The sequence below is a fragment of the Parabacteroides sp. genome (assembly GCF_977054455.1).
The window spans coordinates 74,765-92,639 of sequence record NZ_CDRTCT010000025.1; the positions used below are offsets into that span (position 1 = coordinate 74,765).

Below are 17,875 nucleotides of genomic sequence, written 5' to 3' on the forward strand. Positions count from 1 at the left end.
CCCCTTTGACAGGAGCAGCTCTTTTTTGCTAATAATCTTCTGATTAACTCTTCTTCAAAACCTTTGTCAGATCTTCCGGGGTTACATTGGCGGCGATAATAACTCCCTTGTCGTCGATCAGGAAGTTGCGGAATCCCTTCTGCAGGTTATACTTCCCGAATAGTTCTGACTTTCTGCCGAGTTCTTCATGAAATTGCCGGGTGCCTTCCAGTTTGTCGGCTTTTACCGTTTCGGTAAAAATGGATTCTTTCTCGTCCAAGGAGATCGAATACATCGCAATCTTGTCTGAACTCAACTTGTTGACTTCATTCCATAATTGAACGTTACGGGCCCGCGATTCAGCATCGTAAGCTGCCCAGAAATTCAGCAATGTGTAACGTCCCGAATGATTTTGGAAACTGAAATTGCTTTCGTTTCCTAAAGACTCTATTCTCGGAGCAAGGTCGCCAGGGTTAATACCGACTGTCGGCTTTGCGTTTTTAGTTCCGGCAGACATTGCAAGCAACGCAACCGCAACAAAGAGAACATAAGCTCTTACTTTCATATCATCATTTTTATGTTAAACTTAATCGGAGCATTATTTTGAAAATTCCTCTCCGACTCCTGATTTTCAGGAAGTAAACAAGGGCTTCACCTTCGCTAAGGAATCGCTTTCTTGTTCTTAACGGTTGCAAATATACGGGTAAAAGCCCTATTCAACCAAACGATATAACACTTTTCAGACCAAAAGCAAGATTTTTTATATGTTTTATTGCATCAATAGAACGAAAATAGTATGTTTTGCAGCATATCGTTAATCTTATTTCACATATACTCGTCCGTCAAAAGCCCAAGCAGGTAGTGTCAAGCCTGCTTATTTTATCGTTTACCCTGCCCGCCATCACCATACGGCGAAGGCATCGGCATCCCTTCCTTTATATATTCGTCATATACAACTGTCGGATGGTCTTGTGGAGAAGCGACATTATACTCCTCTTTGAAGTTATCGCGACGGAAGTTCTTCAATTTCAGATTTTCCGAACTATAAGTACGCAAAGTCTGCCTCTTATTCCCGGTTAAGGAACTTTCCACTACTTCCGAATCCAAAATATTCATTTTCGGAGTGAGAGACGGCAAAAGTCTCTGTTCGAGTAAACCGCGATAAGCCCCGATATATTCACACCAAACAGAATTTCCGCGGGTAAAAATACGATAGGTGTAATTGGACCATGCCGTCCGGATGTGGATTTCATGTTGCCAGATTTCAATACAGGCTTCCGAATCGTAGTTCGGATCCTTGATCGTTACCCGCTCCAGTCCATGCATCTTTTCCAGGATTTTCGTTTGCCATTTGTCTGAATGCATAATTTCAGCAATAATCTCAGGCAATTTTTCCTTAATTTCAAACTGAATCTTCATCTTCGTGTGCCTGCCAGTCAGGACTTCTTAAGGTTGCCAGGTTCTGTTATTAATATAATGTGTCTAATTTAGTAACAATAAACGCACGTGATTTGTTTACAAAACAATCGTTTTTTTATTCATGGCCTGCCTATCGGAATTTGATTTTAAATATTACCTTTGCGATGGATAATAATTAAATATTGTGTATCAGGGTAAAAGTATAATGTTTGCTTATGGAACTAATACTAATCATAGAAACGATAATCTGTATCATTCTTCTATTGCTTTTGGTCAGAAGTAACAGGAAGCAAACCTCATATAAAGCAAGGGAAGCTAAAATTATAGACTCCCAGCAATTTTGCCTGAACATATTGGACAATCTCCCTTTTCCCGTATTTGTCAAGGACATCAACGACGATTTCAAGTATAAACTTTGGAACAAAGAAGCCGAAAAAGAATCAAGGACAAGCCGGGATGCTATTTTGGGACATTCCGATTTTGAAATATACGGTGAAGAACGCGGCCGCAAGTATCGCCAGATAGACGAGCAACTGGTAAAAAACAAAGTCGAGTACCAGGCAGAGGACGATTATATCACGCCTGACGGAACATTGCACAATACGATCGTAAACAAATCTGTTATAACACTGGGAAACAATCACTGGCTTTTGGTAGTCCGCTGGGACATCACGCAGATAAAAGAGTACGAGAAAGAATTGATCCAAGCTAAAGAAGAATTGGAAAATGCGATCAAGACCCAAAACCTGGTACTGAACAGCATCAATTTCGGGCTCGTTTTTGTCGATAAAAACTATGTCGTCCAATGGGAATCGACAGCCAACTTGCACGAGATCGCCAAGGGCAGGCGTTATAGCGCCGGAAAAGTGTGTTATCAGACAGCCATGGGGCGTGGAGCACCTTGTATGAAGTGCGCTTTGAGCGAAGCGATAGAAACCGGGAAACCTGTACGCCATGAGTTCACCGAAGCAGACACGGTCATCGAGATCAGTGCCATACCGGTCTGTACAAACACCGGCGAAATACAAGGCGGCCTGATGAAGATCGAAGATATCTCGGATAAAAAGCGTATCGAACGCCTGCAATACGAAATAAAAAAGGCAGACGAAGCCAACCGTTTGAAATCGGCTTTTCTGGCCAATATGAGCCATGAAATCCGTACGCCTTTGAATGCAATCATCGGCTTTTCCAACCTATTGGCCGAAACAGACGATCCGGAAGAGAAAAAGGAATTTGTCCATATCATCACCTCTAACAACGAACTGTTGCTGCAACTGATCAACGATATTATCGATATGGCCAAAATAGAATCCGAAACCCTCGACTTTACTTATTCCGACACGGATATCAATCAGCTGATGGAAGACCTGTGCCAGCAGATGAAGCTGAAAAACACAAGGCCGGATACCGTTAAAATCGAATTCACACAAAGGCAGCCCGAATGTATCATCAATACGGACGGTAACCGCATCATGCAAGTCATGATCAATTTTATGACGAATGCCATGAAATTTACAGAACGGGGCAGCATTACCTTCGGTTATGAAAAATCCGAAAAAGACATCTACTTTTTTGTTAAAGATACCGGAATCGGAATACCGTCAGACAAGAAAGACCGGATCTTCGAACGCTTCGTCAAATTGAATACTTTCGTGCAGGGGACAGGGCTTGGACTGCCTATATGCGCCATGATTGTCGACAAATTCGGGGGAACAATCGGTGCAGATTCCCAGGAAGGTGAAGGGTCGACCTTCTGGTTCCGTTTGCCCTTCTGAAATAAATCCGATTATTTTTTATACTTTTGCCTTCATTAATAGGATTAGTCAATGCTTAAATATTTTGTTGTATTTGCGGGAGCCTCTTTGCTTGCAATTTCTTTGCCGGCAAAGGCTCAGGAGCAACGCGATACCGTTGCGCTCTCCTCTGAAGAAATAACAGCTCCTTCAGATACCGTGCCTCGAAAGGAGGCTGTCATCGTAGACGGAGTGGAATTGAACGAAAAGCAATTGAAACGCTACTACCGTCAATTGCGTAAAGATTCCATCCGGGCTCACAAAACTATATGGTGGTCCGTGCTGGGTGGCCCCTCCTATACGCCGGAAGCTTCGTTCGGCGTGGGCGGCGCCGTCCTTGCCAGTTTCCGGATGAATAAACAGGACACGATTTCCCAACGCTCTTTCCTGCCTGCCGGTTTGAACCTGTCTATAAACGGGACCATTGTTGTCGCAGGCGCCGGAACGTTTTTCTTCAATGAGAACCGTTTCCGTATCTATATGAATTATGGTTACCGGAACGAGCCTTCACACTATTACGGGAAAGGTTTTGAAAAGGCGGAGAATCTCGAAAGGGGCGATTCCACTACCCGGTTTCATCGAAGTTATTTTCAATTGTATCCGCGATTCGTATGGGAAGTCCGTCCGCATTTCTATTTAGGCGGCTTGTTTGATCTGAACTACACAAAGGTTTCGGATGTCAATCCGGTAATGAAAAATGATCCCTATTACCAGAAATTCAAAAGCAAGGATTCGGATGAATGCAGATACTTCAACGTCGGTATCGGCGGACTTATCCAATATGACACTCGCGACGATGTGGCGACACCTACGCGCGGCATGTTGTTGGGAACCAATTTCAAACTGTTCGGCAAATATTTGGGAGGCGCTTATAACTACGAGATTATCGAGCTTGAATACCGGCAATTTAAAAACGTATTCCGCCCGCGCAGTACACTTGCCTGGATTGTCAAGAGCCAGATCGGTTTAGGGGAAGTTCCTTTTACGGAACTCCCGACTTTCGGTTCTCCTTTCGACCTTCGCGGTTATTATATGGGCAAGTACCGTGACAAGTCGATGGCTTACGGAATCGTAGAATACCGCCATATGTTCGGTTCCCCGGCGAAATACAAAAGCGGGAACTTCTGGGCGAAATGCGGGTTCGTGGCATGGGTCGGAACCGGGACGATCGGGGAAACTCCTTTCGACTGGAACAAATGGAAACTCAATTTCGGAGCCGGCCTCCGCTTTCAGATGCAGCCGGGAAAGAACTTCAGGCTGGATATAGGCAAAGAGCCCGGCCAGCCGGGCATGCAGGTCTATATGAATATGACCGAGGCTTTTTAAGGATAAACCCGTGCCTGAAAAGCCGTGATGTCAGAATGACATTCGCATCATAAACCGAACCCCTTTCGTCTGGATACCCGGATGGTCGCGATAGTTCAAACGCCAGACATAATCAAGACGAAGGAACTTAAAGATGTTTTCAATGCCGACACTGGCTTCCATATAAGGAGCTTTGCCAAACGTGTACGAACCGTCAGGGAAAAGATACAGGCCGTCTCCCCCGTTCACAGGGTTGTTCTTGTCGGTCAGATGTCCCCACATGCCACGGAAACAAAAGACCTCTCTCCATTTCAACTTCTTGACAAGCGGCAGGCGGTTCAGCAAATTTCCGTTCATGTAGTACGTCAGATCCCAGGAGGCATATTCGTCGCTGATGAACTCCATCGCGTTCATATTCGTATAAGATTCCGGCTGGATCGTATAAGAAAGATTGGCGTTCGGCAGGATCAGCAAAGGATAGGGAACCTTGTTCCATACTTTTCCCGCTTTCGTGATCAGGTCGATGTAGCCGAAAGCCGAGAACCAGAAACGTTTCTGGATACCGATATCCGTACGGTGATAATCATACGACGATCCCAGCAAATCCTTCTTTGCCATTACATGGCTGAGATTGAAGATCAGCGCATCGAAAGTAATCGGGTAGCGAAGGTTGCGTGTCTGGTAGAACTTTTCATCCTTAGCATAACGGAACTTCAATTCCAGTTCCGTCATATCATAGCTCTTGACCGGGCTGATGGTCCCATCCGGCCCGATCCGGTCAAACACCGCATATTCGGTCGCATATTCGCGACGGTTACGGACGACAGCCCCGTAAGCCAGACCATTATAATGTTCGTGGTAGTAGGTCAGTTCGGCCTGCCGCAGATAAGTGGCCCGCGTATCTTTCTGGCGTTTCCAGGCCAGGAACATATTATCCTTGCTGGCATACATATATTGCTGCCCTAACTGGTTGATATCGTACATATATTCGAGGCGGATCGAGTTAAGCGGGAACTCCTTGCGGTATTCTTTGCGGTCATTGAACGAATACTCGACAAGCGCATCATATTTCAGCTTTTCGTCTTTTGTCCCATACGCCATATATCCGTCAAAGAACAGGTTCTTGCTAAATGCCGTCGTCGTCGTCCCTCCCACGCGGAAACGCGCCCCTTCGATCGCATTGCCGCTGATCGCCGTGTTCATGGGGCCGAACTCGAACTTGCTTTTCAGCGGGTCCTTATTGGTCGGGATATAGCCGGACACAAGGATCGAAACGACTTTCTCCGTTATATAGAAGATCGGAACGGAACGGAATTTAGCCATCAGCTTTTCGACCGAGTTCGGATTTTTCTTTATCGCCTCTTCCGGACGGTTGCTTGTCCAGAAATCCTCCGATTGCTGATAGGCGTCCTTCAGCGTGATGACGGGGGCGCTTTCCTTAAACACAAGCGCCCGTTCGGCATCGGGTTCATCGAAAGAATGGTTGCTGTAGATGTTCAGCCGCCGCGCATACATGCCTTTCGATTTCTCGCTCAATTTGAAGTTGACATTGATGTCGTCCTTCGTAATGATCCGGGTACTGTCGGGCGTGCGTTCGAAGGTCTGTTCGATCGTCATTCCGGAAACGAAGTTCAGGTTGATGTCTTTAGGGACATTCAGAATTGCCTTCTGTACAAAGAATGTGGAATCGAGCGTGACAAACAGATGGCCGGTGAAACCGAATGTTTCCGAGTTGAAAGGGACAAACCCCAAATCCACGCACTTCTGTCCGTTCACATTCAACGTGTCGAGCAAGTAATATTTGTAATAATTCGGTCCGATAGTGGACAGCGGGCTGACAAACCGTTGTAAAAACAAGGGAATATCATTCTTGAAAATATCGACTTCCCGGAAGACCTCATTCAAAAACTGCTGGATACCGTCACGCGAGAATATCTCATCCACACCGGATGACTTGTTCCCTTTCACAATACGCTTCTCCGACTTCGGCTCTTTACGGTAATAGACAGATTCCACCTTTTCCTTTTCCGACACCGGAAGGATAGTCGTGCCGACATCCAGCGTATCGACAAAATCGATCAGGAAATCGAATTTGCCCGGTTTTCCGTTCTTTTTGGGTTTGGGATGATAATCGTTCATCGCAAAGACCATCTTCTCGTACTGGTCGTATTGGAAATAATCGTGGTTACGCGGATCATTGCTTTCCCGTGAGGCAATGACCTGCTTTACGAACTTAACGGCCGGATTCTCTTTCTTGCTGTATTTCTCCTTCTTGGGCTTTACGACGACTTCATTCAAAGCGATCCCGTTCGGAGCCAATTTTATTTTCAGATTATTCGTTTTACCCGGAATGATCTTGACTTCTTTCGTGTCGTATCCCAAATAAGATACTTCCAGATTCTTGACACCGGTCGATGCGGAGAATGAAAAGTTCCCATCCCCGTCAGTTGCTGTTCCTATTGTCGTCCCTTTAAATATAAGAGAAACGTAGGGTAATCCCTCCCCTGTAATCGAATCGGTTACAATTCCCTTTATAATCGTATTCTGTCCGTTTGCTATCCATACCGTAAACAAGGATGCCAGCAAAAAAACAATCTTCTTCCCCATCACAACTTCTTATCCTTTTATTTTTACTTTATCCCTAATAAAACGCTGCAAAAGTATAACAGATTCTTTTTACAGAGTGTTCCAAAACACGCACATTATATTCCAATTACAAAAAATCTTCCTACCTTTGTCTCCCGAAAGGGGTGCCATACTGTTAACGGGCTGAGATTATACCCTCGCGAACCTGATGCGGGTAATGCCGCCGTAGGAAAGAACAGAGAAGGCTTTTTCCCTCCTTTTGTATGTAAAAATGAATATAAACACGATGTTTCGCTATCCGGTGGCGCTTACTATTGCCGGTTCAGACAGTGGCGGCGGTGCCGGGATACAAGCGGATCTGAAAACATTTTCGGCTTTAGGCGTCTTCGGAGCCTCTGCCATCACATCGATCACGGCCCAGAACACACAAGGGGTAAGAGGGATACAAGCCATTTCCCCGGAGATCGTCGAAGGACAAATCCATGCCGTATTCGAGGACTTGGCTGTCGATGCCGTTAAGATCGGGATGCTGCATAACCGGGAAGCAGCCCGGATCGTCGCCCGCTCGATCGACCGTTTTTGCCCGGCGAACATCATTCTCGATCCGGTTATGATCTCGACAAGCGGCAGCAAGCTGATAGAAGATGAAACCATCGAAGTCATCGTGAAAGAACTTTTTCAACGCGTCACGCTGATTACCCCGAATATCGACGAAGCGGCTTTTCTTTCCGGCATGCCGATACGCAACGAGGAAGAAATGGAAATGGCCGCACAACAACTATTGGCTTCGGGATGCCGGTCCGTATTGATGAAGGGCGGCCACCTGGAAGGTAAGGAGATGGCCGATGTCTTGTTCACACGCGGTGAAGCCCCGCTCCGGTTGGCCGTACCGGCCATCCATACTCAAAATACACATGGGACAGGTTGCACGCTCTCGTCCGCCATTGCCGCCTATATGGCCTTAGGGAAAGAGCTGCCGGATGCCGTACGTGCGGCAAAAGATTACATAACGGCAGCCCTTCATGCCGGGGCCGATGTAAGGACCGGGCATGGACACGGGCCTCTCAATCATTTCTTCGATCCGGTTCCCCTCATAAAAATAGGAGTATGAAAAAGCTGATCGTCATTACATCCCCCCGCTTTTTCCAAGGAGAAAGTACCATCCTTTCACATCTGTTTGATGAAGGGATGCAACGTCTTCATCTGCGCAAACCGGACAGCGATGCAAATGAATTGCGCAAGCTGCTGGACCGGATTCCGGATGTCCACTATCCGAAAGTCGTGCTTCACGACTGTTTCGGGCTGGCGGTGGAGTATGGCCTGGGCGGCGTACACCTGAACAGACGCAACCGGCAGGCTCCGGACGGTTTTACAGGCGCCATCAGCCGTTCGTGCCATTCGATCGGGGAACTCGGACAGTTCGGACAACTCGATTATCTGTTTCTAAGTCCTATTTTTAAAAGCATATCCAAAGAAGGCTACGGGAACGGCTTCGAGCCGGAAACACTCAGGCAGGCTTCCGATGCCGGGATCATCCATGATAAAGTCATAGCCTTAGGGGGCATAGACCTGACGACCCTTCCCCTTCTACGTCCTTTCCGCTTCGGGGGAGCAGCCGTGCTGGGAGCACTTTGGGGAAGCCACCCTTCGGCGGATAAAGAGAATTCTATTATTAATCAATATAAAAAATTACAAGCATGGAATTAGACGATTTCTTATATAGAAATGCAGGCTGCGGCAGGTATGCCTGTTTTACCGGTACAAACCGGTTGATGTTCATCACACAGCGTACGGACAAATACACAGAACTGGACGAGGTCAAAATGGTGACCAAAGGCGGCTGCACCTGGGTGCAGCTCCGCATGAAAGAGAATTTGAACCTGGAGGTCGCCAAGGCAGTCTCGCATTTTACACTGTTCAACTGCGACACGGATTGCGCCTGCTGCCTGAACGACGATCTGGAAATGGCATTCAAAGCCGGCATCCACTGCGTCCACTTAGGTAAAAACGACATGCCGGTCTCCGAAGCCTGGCGCCGCATCATCGAGAAAAGGAAAGAAGATCTCTTCCTTGTGGGAGCAACAGCCAACACGTTCGAAGATATCCTGAATGCAGACCGGGAAGGAGCTTCCTACATCGGCCTGGGCCCTTATCGCCATACCGAGACCAAAAAGAACCTGAGCCCGGTGCTGGGTCTGGAAGGATATCGAAAAATCATGGAACAATACCGGGAAGCTGGCCTCGAAATTCCTATCTTTGCCATCGGAGGGATCGAATTTGAAGACATCGCCCCGTTGATGGAAACAGGAATAGAAGGGATCGCCGTTTCGAGTGCGATCATCAACGCCGAAGATCCGGTCGAAGAGACGCGCCGTTTCATCCGGGAGATCAACAAGCATAAACCGGACCCTTGCAGAGATGATTCAGATATGTAAAAATAAATGATATAACTATGGCAAGAAAAAACAAGATGCGCATCACGTATCCATCATCGGAAAAGATCTACATACACGGCAAAATACATGATATAAACGTAGGTATGCGAAAGATCAAAATACTGGATACCGTCACACGCGATGAGAACGAAAATCTGGTTTACAAGAGGAACAATCCCGTCATCGTGTATGATACCAGCGGCCCCTATTCGGATCCGAGAATCCCGATCAGTACGCAAAGGGGCATTTCCCGTATCCGCGAATCCTGGTACGCAGGACGCAAGGACCTGATCCGCCTGAAGGAACCGACTTCCGAGTATAGCCGTCAACGCCTGGACGACCCTTCGCTGAAGCGCATCCGTTTCCCGCAACATTACCTGCCCTATCGGGCCAAAGCCGGGAAAAACATCACCCAGTTGTATTATGCGAAACGGCGCATCATCACTCCTGAAATGGAGTATGTCGCCATCCGCGAAAACCAGCAGATCGAGGCGTTGGGGTTGAAATCCTATATCACTCCCGAATTTGTCCGCAAAGAAATTGCTGCCGGGCGTGCCATCATTCCGGCAAACATCAACCACCCCGAAGCCGAACCGATGATCATCGGCCGCAAATTCCTGGTGAAGATCAATACCAACATCGGCAACTCCGCCCTCTCGTCCAGCATCAACGAAGAGATCGAAAAGGCCGTATGGAGCTGCAAATGGGGAGGCGACACCTTGATGGACCTTTCGACGGGAGACAATATCCATGAAACCCGCGAGTGGATCATCCGGAACTGCCCGGTTCCGGTGGGGACGGTCCCCATCTACCAGGCTCTGGAAAAAGTGGACGGAAAGATCGAAGACCTGAGTTGGGAGATCTACCGTGACACGCTGATCGAACAGGCCGAACAGGGAGTCGACTATTTCACCATCCACGCCGCCCTGCTTAAAAAGCATATCGAACTGACGCAGACGCGCCTGACCGGTATCGTCTCACGCGGGGGGTCAATCATGGCCAAGTGGATGCAGATCCATAATGAAGAGAATTTCCTGTACACGCATTTCACCGAGATCTGCAAGATATTGAAAATGTATGATGTCGCCGTTTCGATCGGCGACGGACTTCGTCCGGGTTCCATCTACGATGCGAACGACGCCGCCCAGTTTGCCGAACTGCATACGATGGGCGAGCTGGCCCAGGTGGCTTGGGGACAGTTCGTGCAGGTCATCATCGAAGGTCCGGGGCATGTCCCGATGAATAAGATTCAGGAGAACATGAAGGAACAGCAATATGCTTGCCATAACGCCCCGTTCTACACCTTAGGCCCGCTGACAACGGATATCGCTCCGGGCTACGACCACATCACATCGGCGATCGGAGCCGCCCAGATCGCCTGGCAGGGCACGGCGATGATCTGCTACGTCACCCCGAAAGAACATCTCGGCTTGCCGGACAAGGAAGACGTCCGCACAGGTGTCATCGCTTATAAGATCGCCGCCCACGCCGCCGACCTGGCAAAGGGACATCCCGGAGCACAAGTCCGCGACAATGCCCTGAGCAAAGCCCGCTTCGAATTCCGCTGGAAAGACCAGTTCAACCTGTCTCTCGATCCGGAACGCGCCCTGCAATACTACCTGGACAGCGCCGTGATGGACGGCGAATATTGCACGATGTGCGGCCCGAACTTCTGTGCCATGCGGTTGAGCAAGGATTTGCATAAGGAAAACTGCGATAAATAAAGCTCACTCCTCCTGTACCGTGGCGAGGATATACACACGATGTGTCTTATATCCTTGCCGCTGTACAAGCTTTTCTTCCTCAAACTTCTTGAAATCGCTTTTCGCCACATAATACGTGCACCCCACAAACCTTTGGTAATCGGTCAGGTTGATAAACCGATGCATTTCCAGGTAAGCCATCAACTTGGCTTTACGTCCATCGTAATCGAACTTCGACACGTTCGTCCGCTTCACCTTCTGAGGCTGGCTTTTGCATACCTGTTCTTTCAGTTTCTTCGCGCAACGGAAATTCACGCCGTCCACCCTCACGTTATACACCTCCTTCCCTTTCTCGTTCACACCTTCTTTAAAGGTCTTCAATGCGGGCGAGAAGAATCCCAGTCCGTCCAGTTCCACGCAGGAACCGTACGCCAGTTCCCGCCCGACATATTTTGACAAGGCATCCAAAACCCCTTTGATGTCGGCCGAGTTGACCGAACAGCACTCATTGATAAACGAGCAGATCTCCTCCATCTTCTTCGTCTCTTTACTGATCAGCCGGGCATACGCACGCTTCCCGCTTGCTCCCCGCTCGTTTTTTGCCGGCACTTCGTAAATGCCGAATTGCACCCGTTTCATTTCCTCTTTCCAATTTGATTGATAATAAAATCCCGTCTATCGCTCGTCGCCATCCGATGTCCCTACTGTTTCCTGACAATGTATCCGGTATCGGATGCCAGTGTAATTTATTTCCGACGTCGTCATGCATATTTCCGGCATTGTCGGGAATATCTTCGACGTTGTCGTATATATACACGACATTGTCGAAAACAAATTACACTGGCATCAAATATACGAAATATAATGTGGAACAACAACTTTCTTCCCGTCCAAAGAATCAAAAAGGCGTCTAATGGACATTGTAACCGATAAATTCATATCTTCGCAAAAACAAACTTTCATAAAAATGGAGAAGATCAAAACAGGATTGGCAGCCTTCGGCATGTCAGGGCAAATATTCCACGCCCCATTTATCAGTACGAATCCGGCTTTCTGCCTGGCGGCAATCACGGAACGCAGCAAGGAACTGTCGAAAGAACGTTATCCTTCAGCCCGGATTGTGCGCAGTTTCGAGGAACTCATCGCCTTGGACGAGTTGGAACTGGTCGTTGTCAATACGCCGGACAGTACGCACTACGAGTACGCACGCAAGGCACTGGAGGCCGGAAAGAACGTGATTGTCGAGAAACCTTTCACGACAACAGTAGAACAGGGGCAGGAACTGGTCGACCTCGCCCGGTCCAAAGGACTGGCTATAAGCGTATATCAGAACAGGCGCTGGGATTCGGATTTCCTGACGGTCCGGGAGATACTGGACAAAGGACTGCTGGGACGTCTCGTCGAGTTCGAGTCGACTTTTCCCCGCTATCGTAACTTTATAAAACCGGATACATGGAAAGAAACCGGAAAGTTGGGCGGCGGCCTGATCTATAACCTGGGATCGCACCTGATCGACCAGGCGGTTCAACTGTTCGGCATGCCGGAAGCCGTTTTTGCCGATGCCGACGTCCTTCGTAAGGACAGCAGGGTAGATGATTATTTCGTGATCCACCTGCTCCGCCCCTCAAAAGCGCCGCGTATCAAGGTGACCCTCAAATCCAGCTATCTGATGTGCGAACCGGAGCCCCGTTTTGTCCTGCACGGCACGGAAGGCTCGTTTGTCAAATACGGCCTGGACCGCCAGGAAGCCGACCTCAACGACGGCCTGCTCCCCGGCACGCCGGGATGGGGAGTGGAAGACGAGAGCACCTGGGGCCTCCTCCACACGGAAAAGGACGGCCATGTCGTCCGCCGCAAATATCCCAGCCTCGCCGGAAACTATGCCGCTTTCTACGACAACATCCACCGCCACCTCCGCTTCGGCGAACCGCTCCTGACGGATGCCGCCGACGTACTGCCTGTCATCCGCCTGATCGAGGCGGCCTGCGATAGCAGTGAAATGTGGGAAACGGTGAAATTGAAAAAATAAGACAGTCCCATTAAAAAGCCCGGTTCGATGCGGGCTTTTTAATGGGATATGCCTATATTTGCAACTGCATCGACAGATAAATACATTATATATTATGACAACTATGGAATTAAATGCACAAAAACAGCTTCTGATCGAAGAGATCCTGAAAACAGACAATCCGAGACTGATCGATTACCTGAGAAAGGCCTTGGACAAATTCAAGGACATGAATGTCATCCCAATAAAACGTCCTTGCGTTTACACGCATGAAGAACAGATGGAGATACTTCGTCAGTCATTGGAAGATATCGACGAAGGGAGATATCTTTCCACTGAAGAATTGGAGGAAGAAATGAAAACCTGGTAAAACAATAAAGACATAATGGATAACCTAAAGCCTTATTGGACTGACCAGGCGATCAGACAAATGAAAGAGATTTACGACTTCTACAAAGCCTTTGGCAAGAAAACAATTCAAAAACGGATCTCCCCCATTAAGGAGCAAGTAGATCGTTTAACCCGTTTCCCCTACTTGGGAAAAGTAGAATCCTGCTATCAAGGAACAGAGTATTTCCGTTCCCTGATCGAAGGAGATTATAAAATCATCTATCTTATCAGAGAAGAACGGATCTATATCGTGGCCATTTTCGATTGTCGCCAAAATCCGTCCAACCTATATACAATGTTGAAGTTATAAGGATATTTCGATATGATTTTATCCCCCTTACGATTTTTTATCGTAAATTTGCCAGCGATCCTCACAAAAGAAAAGGGGACTCATTGCAATAACCAATTTTACATGTAATGAAAAGAGACAATATCATTTTCGACATCATTGAGAAGGAACATCAGCGCCAACTGAAAGGCATCGAGCTGATCGCTTCCGAAAACTTTGTAAGCGACCAGGTGATGCAAGCCATGGGGAGCTGTCTGACCAACAAATACGCAGAAGGATATCCCGGCAAGCGTTATTATGGAGGTTGCGAAGTAGTGGACCAGAGCGAAACCATCGCTATCGAACGGTTGAAACAGATTTTCAATGCAGAATGGGCCAACGTGCAGCCCCATTCAGGAGCACAGGCCAATGCGGCCGTATTTCTGGCCGTCCTGAATCCCGGCGATACATTCCTCGGCCTGAACCTGGCACACGGCGGCCACCTTTCCCACGGTTCTCCTGTAAACAGTTCCGGTATCTTATACCGCGCGACAGAATATAACGTAAAAGAAGATACCGGCCGTGTAGACTACGACCAGATGGAAGAAGTCGCTTTACGTGAAAAGCCGAAATTGATCGTAGGCGGCGGTTCCGCTTATTCCCGTGAGTGGGACTACAAGCGGATGCGTGAGATTGCCGACAAGGTCGGCGCCCTTTTGATGATCGACATGGCTCACCCTGCCGGACTGATCGCAGCCGGACTGCTGAACAACCCGCTGGAATATGCTCATATCGTAACTTCCACGACCCACAAGACCTTGCGCGGTCCGCGTGGCGGCATCATCCTGTTAGGTAAGGATTTCGAGAATCCCTGGGGCAAGAAGACACCGAAGGGAGAGATCAAGAAGATGTCCCAACTGTTGGATTCCGCCGTATTCCCAGGCATACAGGGAGGTCCGCTGGAACACGTGATCGCCGCCAAAGCCGTGGCCTTCGGCGAAGCGCTGGAACCGGAATACAAGACCTACCAGGCTCAGGTAAAAGCCAATGCGGCAGCTATGGCAAAAGCATTCATGGACAAAGGTTACAAGATCATCTCCGACGGTACGGACAACCACAGCATGTTGATCGACCTGCGCAAGAAGTTCCCCGAACTGACCGGCAAGGTGGCAGAAAAGGCATTGGTAGCCGCCGATATCACCGTAAACAAGAATATGGTTCCGTTCGACAGCCGTTCGGCATTCCAGACTTCCGGCATCCGTGTCGGAACTCCGGCTATCACGACCCGCGGCGCTAAAGAACCGCTGATGGCCGAGATCGTCGAACTGATCGACACCGTACTGGCAGCACCCGAATGCGACAAGACTATCACGGCTGTTCGCGAAAAAGTGAACGGCATCATGAAGGAATATCCGATCTTCGCTTGGTAAATAAAAAAGGGCGGCCTTTACGGTCGCCCCTTCATTCATACAAAAAACACCTAAATAAACATGATGAAACTCATTTCGATGTGTGCCGGCGCAGCACTTTGTATCCTTGCGTCGTGCAGCGAAGGGCCAACTAAACAGATGCCTTACAACCAGGGCATCAATGTAATCCCGACGCCGGTAAGCCTCGTACAGAACGAGGGTAGTTTTAAACTAAGCAAAAACACAGCCTTCTCCGCCTCCACTCAGGAAGCTAAAACAGTTGCCGAATATTTTGCCGCCCAGATGAATCTTGCCACCGGCTACCAGATAACGGTCAGTGACAAGGCCGCCTCAAACGGCATCGCACTGGCGATCGACGGGGCGCTGGATGTAAACGACGAAGGCTACACGCTGGATGTCACTCCGCAAGGCGTGACGGTTAAGGCTAAGACCCCGCAAGGCTTGTTCTACGGCATGCAAACGTTCATGCAGTTGCTTCCGGCCGAGATCCAGAGCCCGGCAGTCGTGAACGGTATCGCCTGGACTGCACCCTGCGTGACGGTGAAAGACGAACCGCGTTTCGAATATCGCGGCATCATGCTGGATCCTTGCCGTCATTTCATCCCGGTAGAGAACGTAAAGAAACATCTCGACGTACTGGCTTTGTTCAAGATCAACCGCATGCATTGGCATCTGACGGACGACCAGGGCTGGCGTATCGAAATCAAGAAATACCCGAAACTGACAGAAGTCGGTTCCAAACGCATAGATGGCGAAGGAACGGAATATGGCGGTTTTTATACGCAAGACCAGATCAAGGAAGTGGTAAAATATGCAGCAGACCGTTTTATCACGATCGTTCCTGAAATCGAACTTCCGGGACACGAGTTGGCTGCAATCTCGGCCTATCCCGAATTGTCTTGCAAGGGCGAACCGACCACCCCGCGTATCATCTGGGGGGTAGAAGACATCGTATTGTGTGCCGGAAAAGAAAAACCGTTCGAGTTCCTGCAGGACGTTTTCGACGAAGTCGCGCCTCTTTTCCCCGGCGAATATATCCATATCGGTGGTGACGAATGCCCGAAATCGAGCTGGAAAGAATGCCCGCTCTGCCAGAAGCGCATCCGCGAGGAAGGTCTGAAAGCCGACAAGAACCATTCTGCCGAAGAAAAGCTGCAGAGCTATTTCGTTCAGCGCATGGAGAAATACCTGTCCGAAAAGCATGGTAAAAAGATCATCGGATGGGATGAGATCCTCGAAGGCGGCCTCGCTCCTTCCGCAACCGTCATGTCTTGGCGTGGTGAAGAAGGCGGTATCGCTGCTGCCAACATGGGCCATGAAGCGATCATGACTCCGGGAAGCGGCGGCATGTACATCGACCAGTTCCAGGGCGATCCGAAGATCGAACCGGTTTCTATCGGCGGTTACGATCCGCTGTCGAGAGTGTATGCTTACAATCCGACGCCCGACACTTTGGTCGCTACCGGAAAGGCGAACTTGATCAAGGGGGTACAAACAAACCTGTGGTCCGAATATATGTACAACACGGACCTGCTGGAATACCGCGCCTACCCGCGTGTGCTGGCATTGGCTGAAATCGGCTGGACTCCATTGGCACGCAAGGATTATAAAGACTTCGAACGTCGCCTGGATAATGCCTTGGTCCGTCTGGACGAACTGAACATCAACTACCATATCCCGCAGCCGGAGCAACCGAACGGCTCATGCAATTTCGTTGCATTCACCGACAAGGCTTCTTTGGAATTCAAGACTACCCGTCCGGTCAAGGTAGTTTATACGATCGACGGAACCGAACCGACTCCGGAATCGACGGTCTATACGGCTCCTATCGAATTCACGGAATCGGGCGTCTTGAAGATCCGTTCCGTATTGCCTTCCGGCAAGATGAGCAAGACTCGTACGATCACGGTTGAAAAACAAGCATTGGCTCCTGCCAAGGAGGTTGCCGGGGTGACTCCGGGATTGGAAATGCAGGTGACCGACGGCATGTTCCTGAATTCTTCCAAATTAGGAGATGTGAAAGAATGGAAGAAATCGGTGATCAAAGACCTGCGTGAAATCACCAGCGTAGTGAAAACAAGCGAATCCATGCGCGGTGTCAAGCAATATGCTGCCATAGCAACCGGTTACGTCAACATCCCTGAAGACGGCGTTTACTATATTTCTTCCGACAACGAAGAGGTATGGATCGACGGCAAATTGTTAGTGAACAACGGCGGTGAAGTGAAACGTTTCTCCCGCCACGACAGTTCGGCTGCATTGTCGAAGGGCTTGCACGAGATCAAGGTGGTATTCTTGGGACATATCATCGGCGGCTGGCCTTCAAACTGGAACGACGGAAGCGTGAAGCTCCGCAAAGCCGACTCCGACAAGTTTGTCAAGATCACTCCTGAAATGTTAGTCCATTAAATCAATGCGATACTAAACGGAAAAGAGGCTGTGTCGTAAATTAAGTTTTTACGGTGCAGCCTCTTTTTGGTAAGCTATTGAAAAATATAAAACAAAGCCCTGACTTTCCCAAGCCGGGGCTTTGTCATGTCAGAAAGTTTTCGTAACTTA

The 17,875-nt window shown here is 48.8% G+C and carries 15 protein-coding genes; 11 read left to right on the forward strand and 4 right to left on the reverse strand.

Features of this window, described 5'->3' with window-relative positions:
* Positions 1-43: 43 nt before the first annotated feature.
* Together ACW6QF_RS13590 and ACW6QF_RS13595 are read right to left on the reverse strand one after the other, a co-directional pair.
* Positions 44-544, reverse strand: a complete 501-nt coding sequence (locus ACW6QF_RS13590) for a thioredoxin family protein (RefSeq protein WP_456088221.1) — start codon at positions 542-544, stop codon at positions 44-46.
* 314 nt (positions 545-858) lie between these two features.
* Positions 859-1,398 (reverse strand): hypothetical protein, encoded by a 540-nt coding sequence (locus ACW6QF_RS13595; protein WP_298549472.1) that lies wholly within the window; start codon positions 1,396-1,398, stop codon positions 859-861.
* Between the two features lie 215 nt (positions 1,399-1,613).
* Between ACW6QF_RS13595 and ACW6QF_RS13600 the strand changes: the two genes are divergently transcribed.
* Together ACW6QF_RS13600 and ACW6QF_RS13605 are read left to right on the forward strand one after the other, a co-directional pair.
* Entirely contained in the window at positions 1,614-3,173 is a 1,560-nt protein-coding gene (locus ACW6QF_RS13600; protein WP_456088222.1) for a PAS domain-containing sensor histidine kinase, read from the forward strand.
* Positions 3,174-3,224: 51 nt separating this feature from the next.
* Positions 3,225-4,517, forward strand: a complete 1,293-nt coding sequence (locus ACW6QF_RS13605) for a BamA/TamA family outer membrane protein (protein ID WP_456088223.1) — start codon at positions 3,225-3,227, stop codon at positions 4,515-4,517.
* A gap of 30 nt (positions 4,518-4,547) precedes the next feature.
* Here the strand turns inward: ACW6QF_RS13605 and ACW6QF_RS13610 are convergent, their stop codons facing one another.
* Positions 4,548-7,103 (reverse strand): DUF5686 family protein, encoded by a 2,556-nt coding sequence (locus ACW6QF_RS13610; protein ID WP_456088224.1) that lies wholly within the window; start codon positions 7,101-7,103, stop codon positions 4,548-4,550.
* A gap of 250 nt (positions 7,104-7,353) precedes the next feature.
* On the opposite strand from ACW6QF_RS13610, the gene thiD reads away from it, so the two are divergent.
* Genes thiD through thiC form a run of 4 tightly spaced genes read left to right on the forward strand, consistent with a single transcriptional unit; the run spans position 7,354 to position 11,241 of the window.
* Positions 7,354-8,193, forward strand: coding sequence for a bifunctional hydroxymethylpyrimidine kinase/phosphomethylpyrimidine kinase (thiD, locus tag ACW6QF_RS13615; RefSeq protein ID WP_456088225.1), 840 nt, complete (start codon positions 7,354-7,356; stop codon positions 8,191-8,193).
* Positions 8,190-8,789, forward strand: coding sequence for a thiamine phosphate synthase (locus ACW6QF_RS13620; RefSeq protein ID WP_456088226.1), 600 nt, complete (start codon positions 8,190-8,192; stop codon positions 8,787-8,789). The genes thiD and ACW6QF_RS13620 overlap by 4 nt, the downstream gene beginning before the upstream one ends.
* On the forward strand, positions 8,780-9,517 hold the full coding sequence (locus ACW6QF_RS13625; protein WP_298549482.1) for a thiamine phosphate synthase: 738 nt from the start codon (positions 8,780-8,782) through the stop codon (positions 9,515-9,517). The genes ACW6QF_RS13620 and ACW6QF_RS13625 overlap by 10 nt, the downstream gene beginning before the upstream one ends.
* 17 nt (positions 9,518-9,534) lie before the next feature.
* On the forward strand, positions 9,535-11,241 hold the full coding sequence (gene thiC / locus ACW6QF_RS13630) for a phosphomethylpyrimidine synthase ThiC (protein WP_298549483.1): 1,707 nt from the start codon (positions 9,535-9,537) through the stop codon (positions 11,239-11,241).
* Between the two features lie 3 nt (positions 11,242-11,244).
* On the opposite strand, the gene ACW6QF_RS13635 is transcribed toward thiC, so the two are convergent.
* On the reverse strand, positions 11,245-11,859 hold the full coding sequence (locus tag ACW6QF_RS13635; protein WP_456088227.1) for an HU family DNA-binding protein: 615 nt from the start codon (positions 11,857-11,859) through the stop codon (positions 11,245-11,247).
* 328 nt (positions 11,860-12,187) lie between these two features.
* Between ACW6QF_RS13635 and ACW6QF_RS13640 the strand changes: the two genes are divergently transcribed.
* The 5 genes from ACW6QF_RS13640 to ACW6QF_RS13660 all read left to right on the forward strand — a co-directional run bounded on the left by ACW6QF_RS13640 (position 12,188) and on the right by ACW6QF_RS13660 (position 17,725).
* Entirely contained in the window at positions 12,188-13,249 is a 1,062-nt protein-coding gene (locus ACW6QF_RS13640) for a Gfo/Idh/MocA family oxidoreductase (RefSeq protein WP_456088228.1), read from the forward strand.
* 103 nt (positions 13,250-13,352) lie between these two features.
* Positions 13,353-13,598, forward strand: coding sequence for a hypothetical protein (locus tag ACW6QF_RS13645; RefSeq protein WP_456088229.1), 246 nt, complete (start codon positions 13,353-13,355; stop codon positions 13,596-13,598).
* Positions 13,599-13,613: 15 nt separating this feature from the next.
* On the forward strand, positions 13,614-13,928 hold the full coding sequence (locus ACW6QF_RS13650; RefSeq protein ID WP_456088230.1) for a type II toxin-antitoxin system RelE/ParE family toxin: 315 nt from the start codon (positions 13,614-13,616) through the stop codon (positions 13,926-13,928).
* A gap of 107 nt (positions 13,929-14,035) precedes the next feature.
* Positions 14,036-15,316, forward strand: coding sequence for a serine hydroxymethyltransferase (gene glyA, locus ACW6QF_RS13655; protein WP_298549492.1), 1,281 nt, complete (start codon positions 14,036-14,038; stop codon positions 15,314-15,316).
* 60 nt (positions 15,317-15,376) lie between these two features.
* Complete coding sequence (locus tag ACW6QF_RS13660; protein ID WP_456088231.1) at positions 15,377-17,725, forward strand: family 20 glycosylhydrolase; 2,349 nt, start codon at positions 15,377-15,379, stop codon at positions 17,723-17,725.
* Positions 17,726-17,875: the final 150 nt, after the last annotated feature.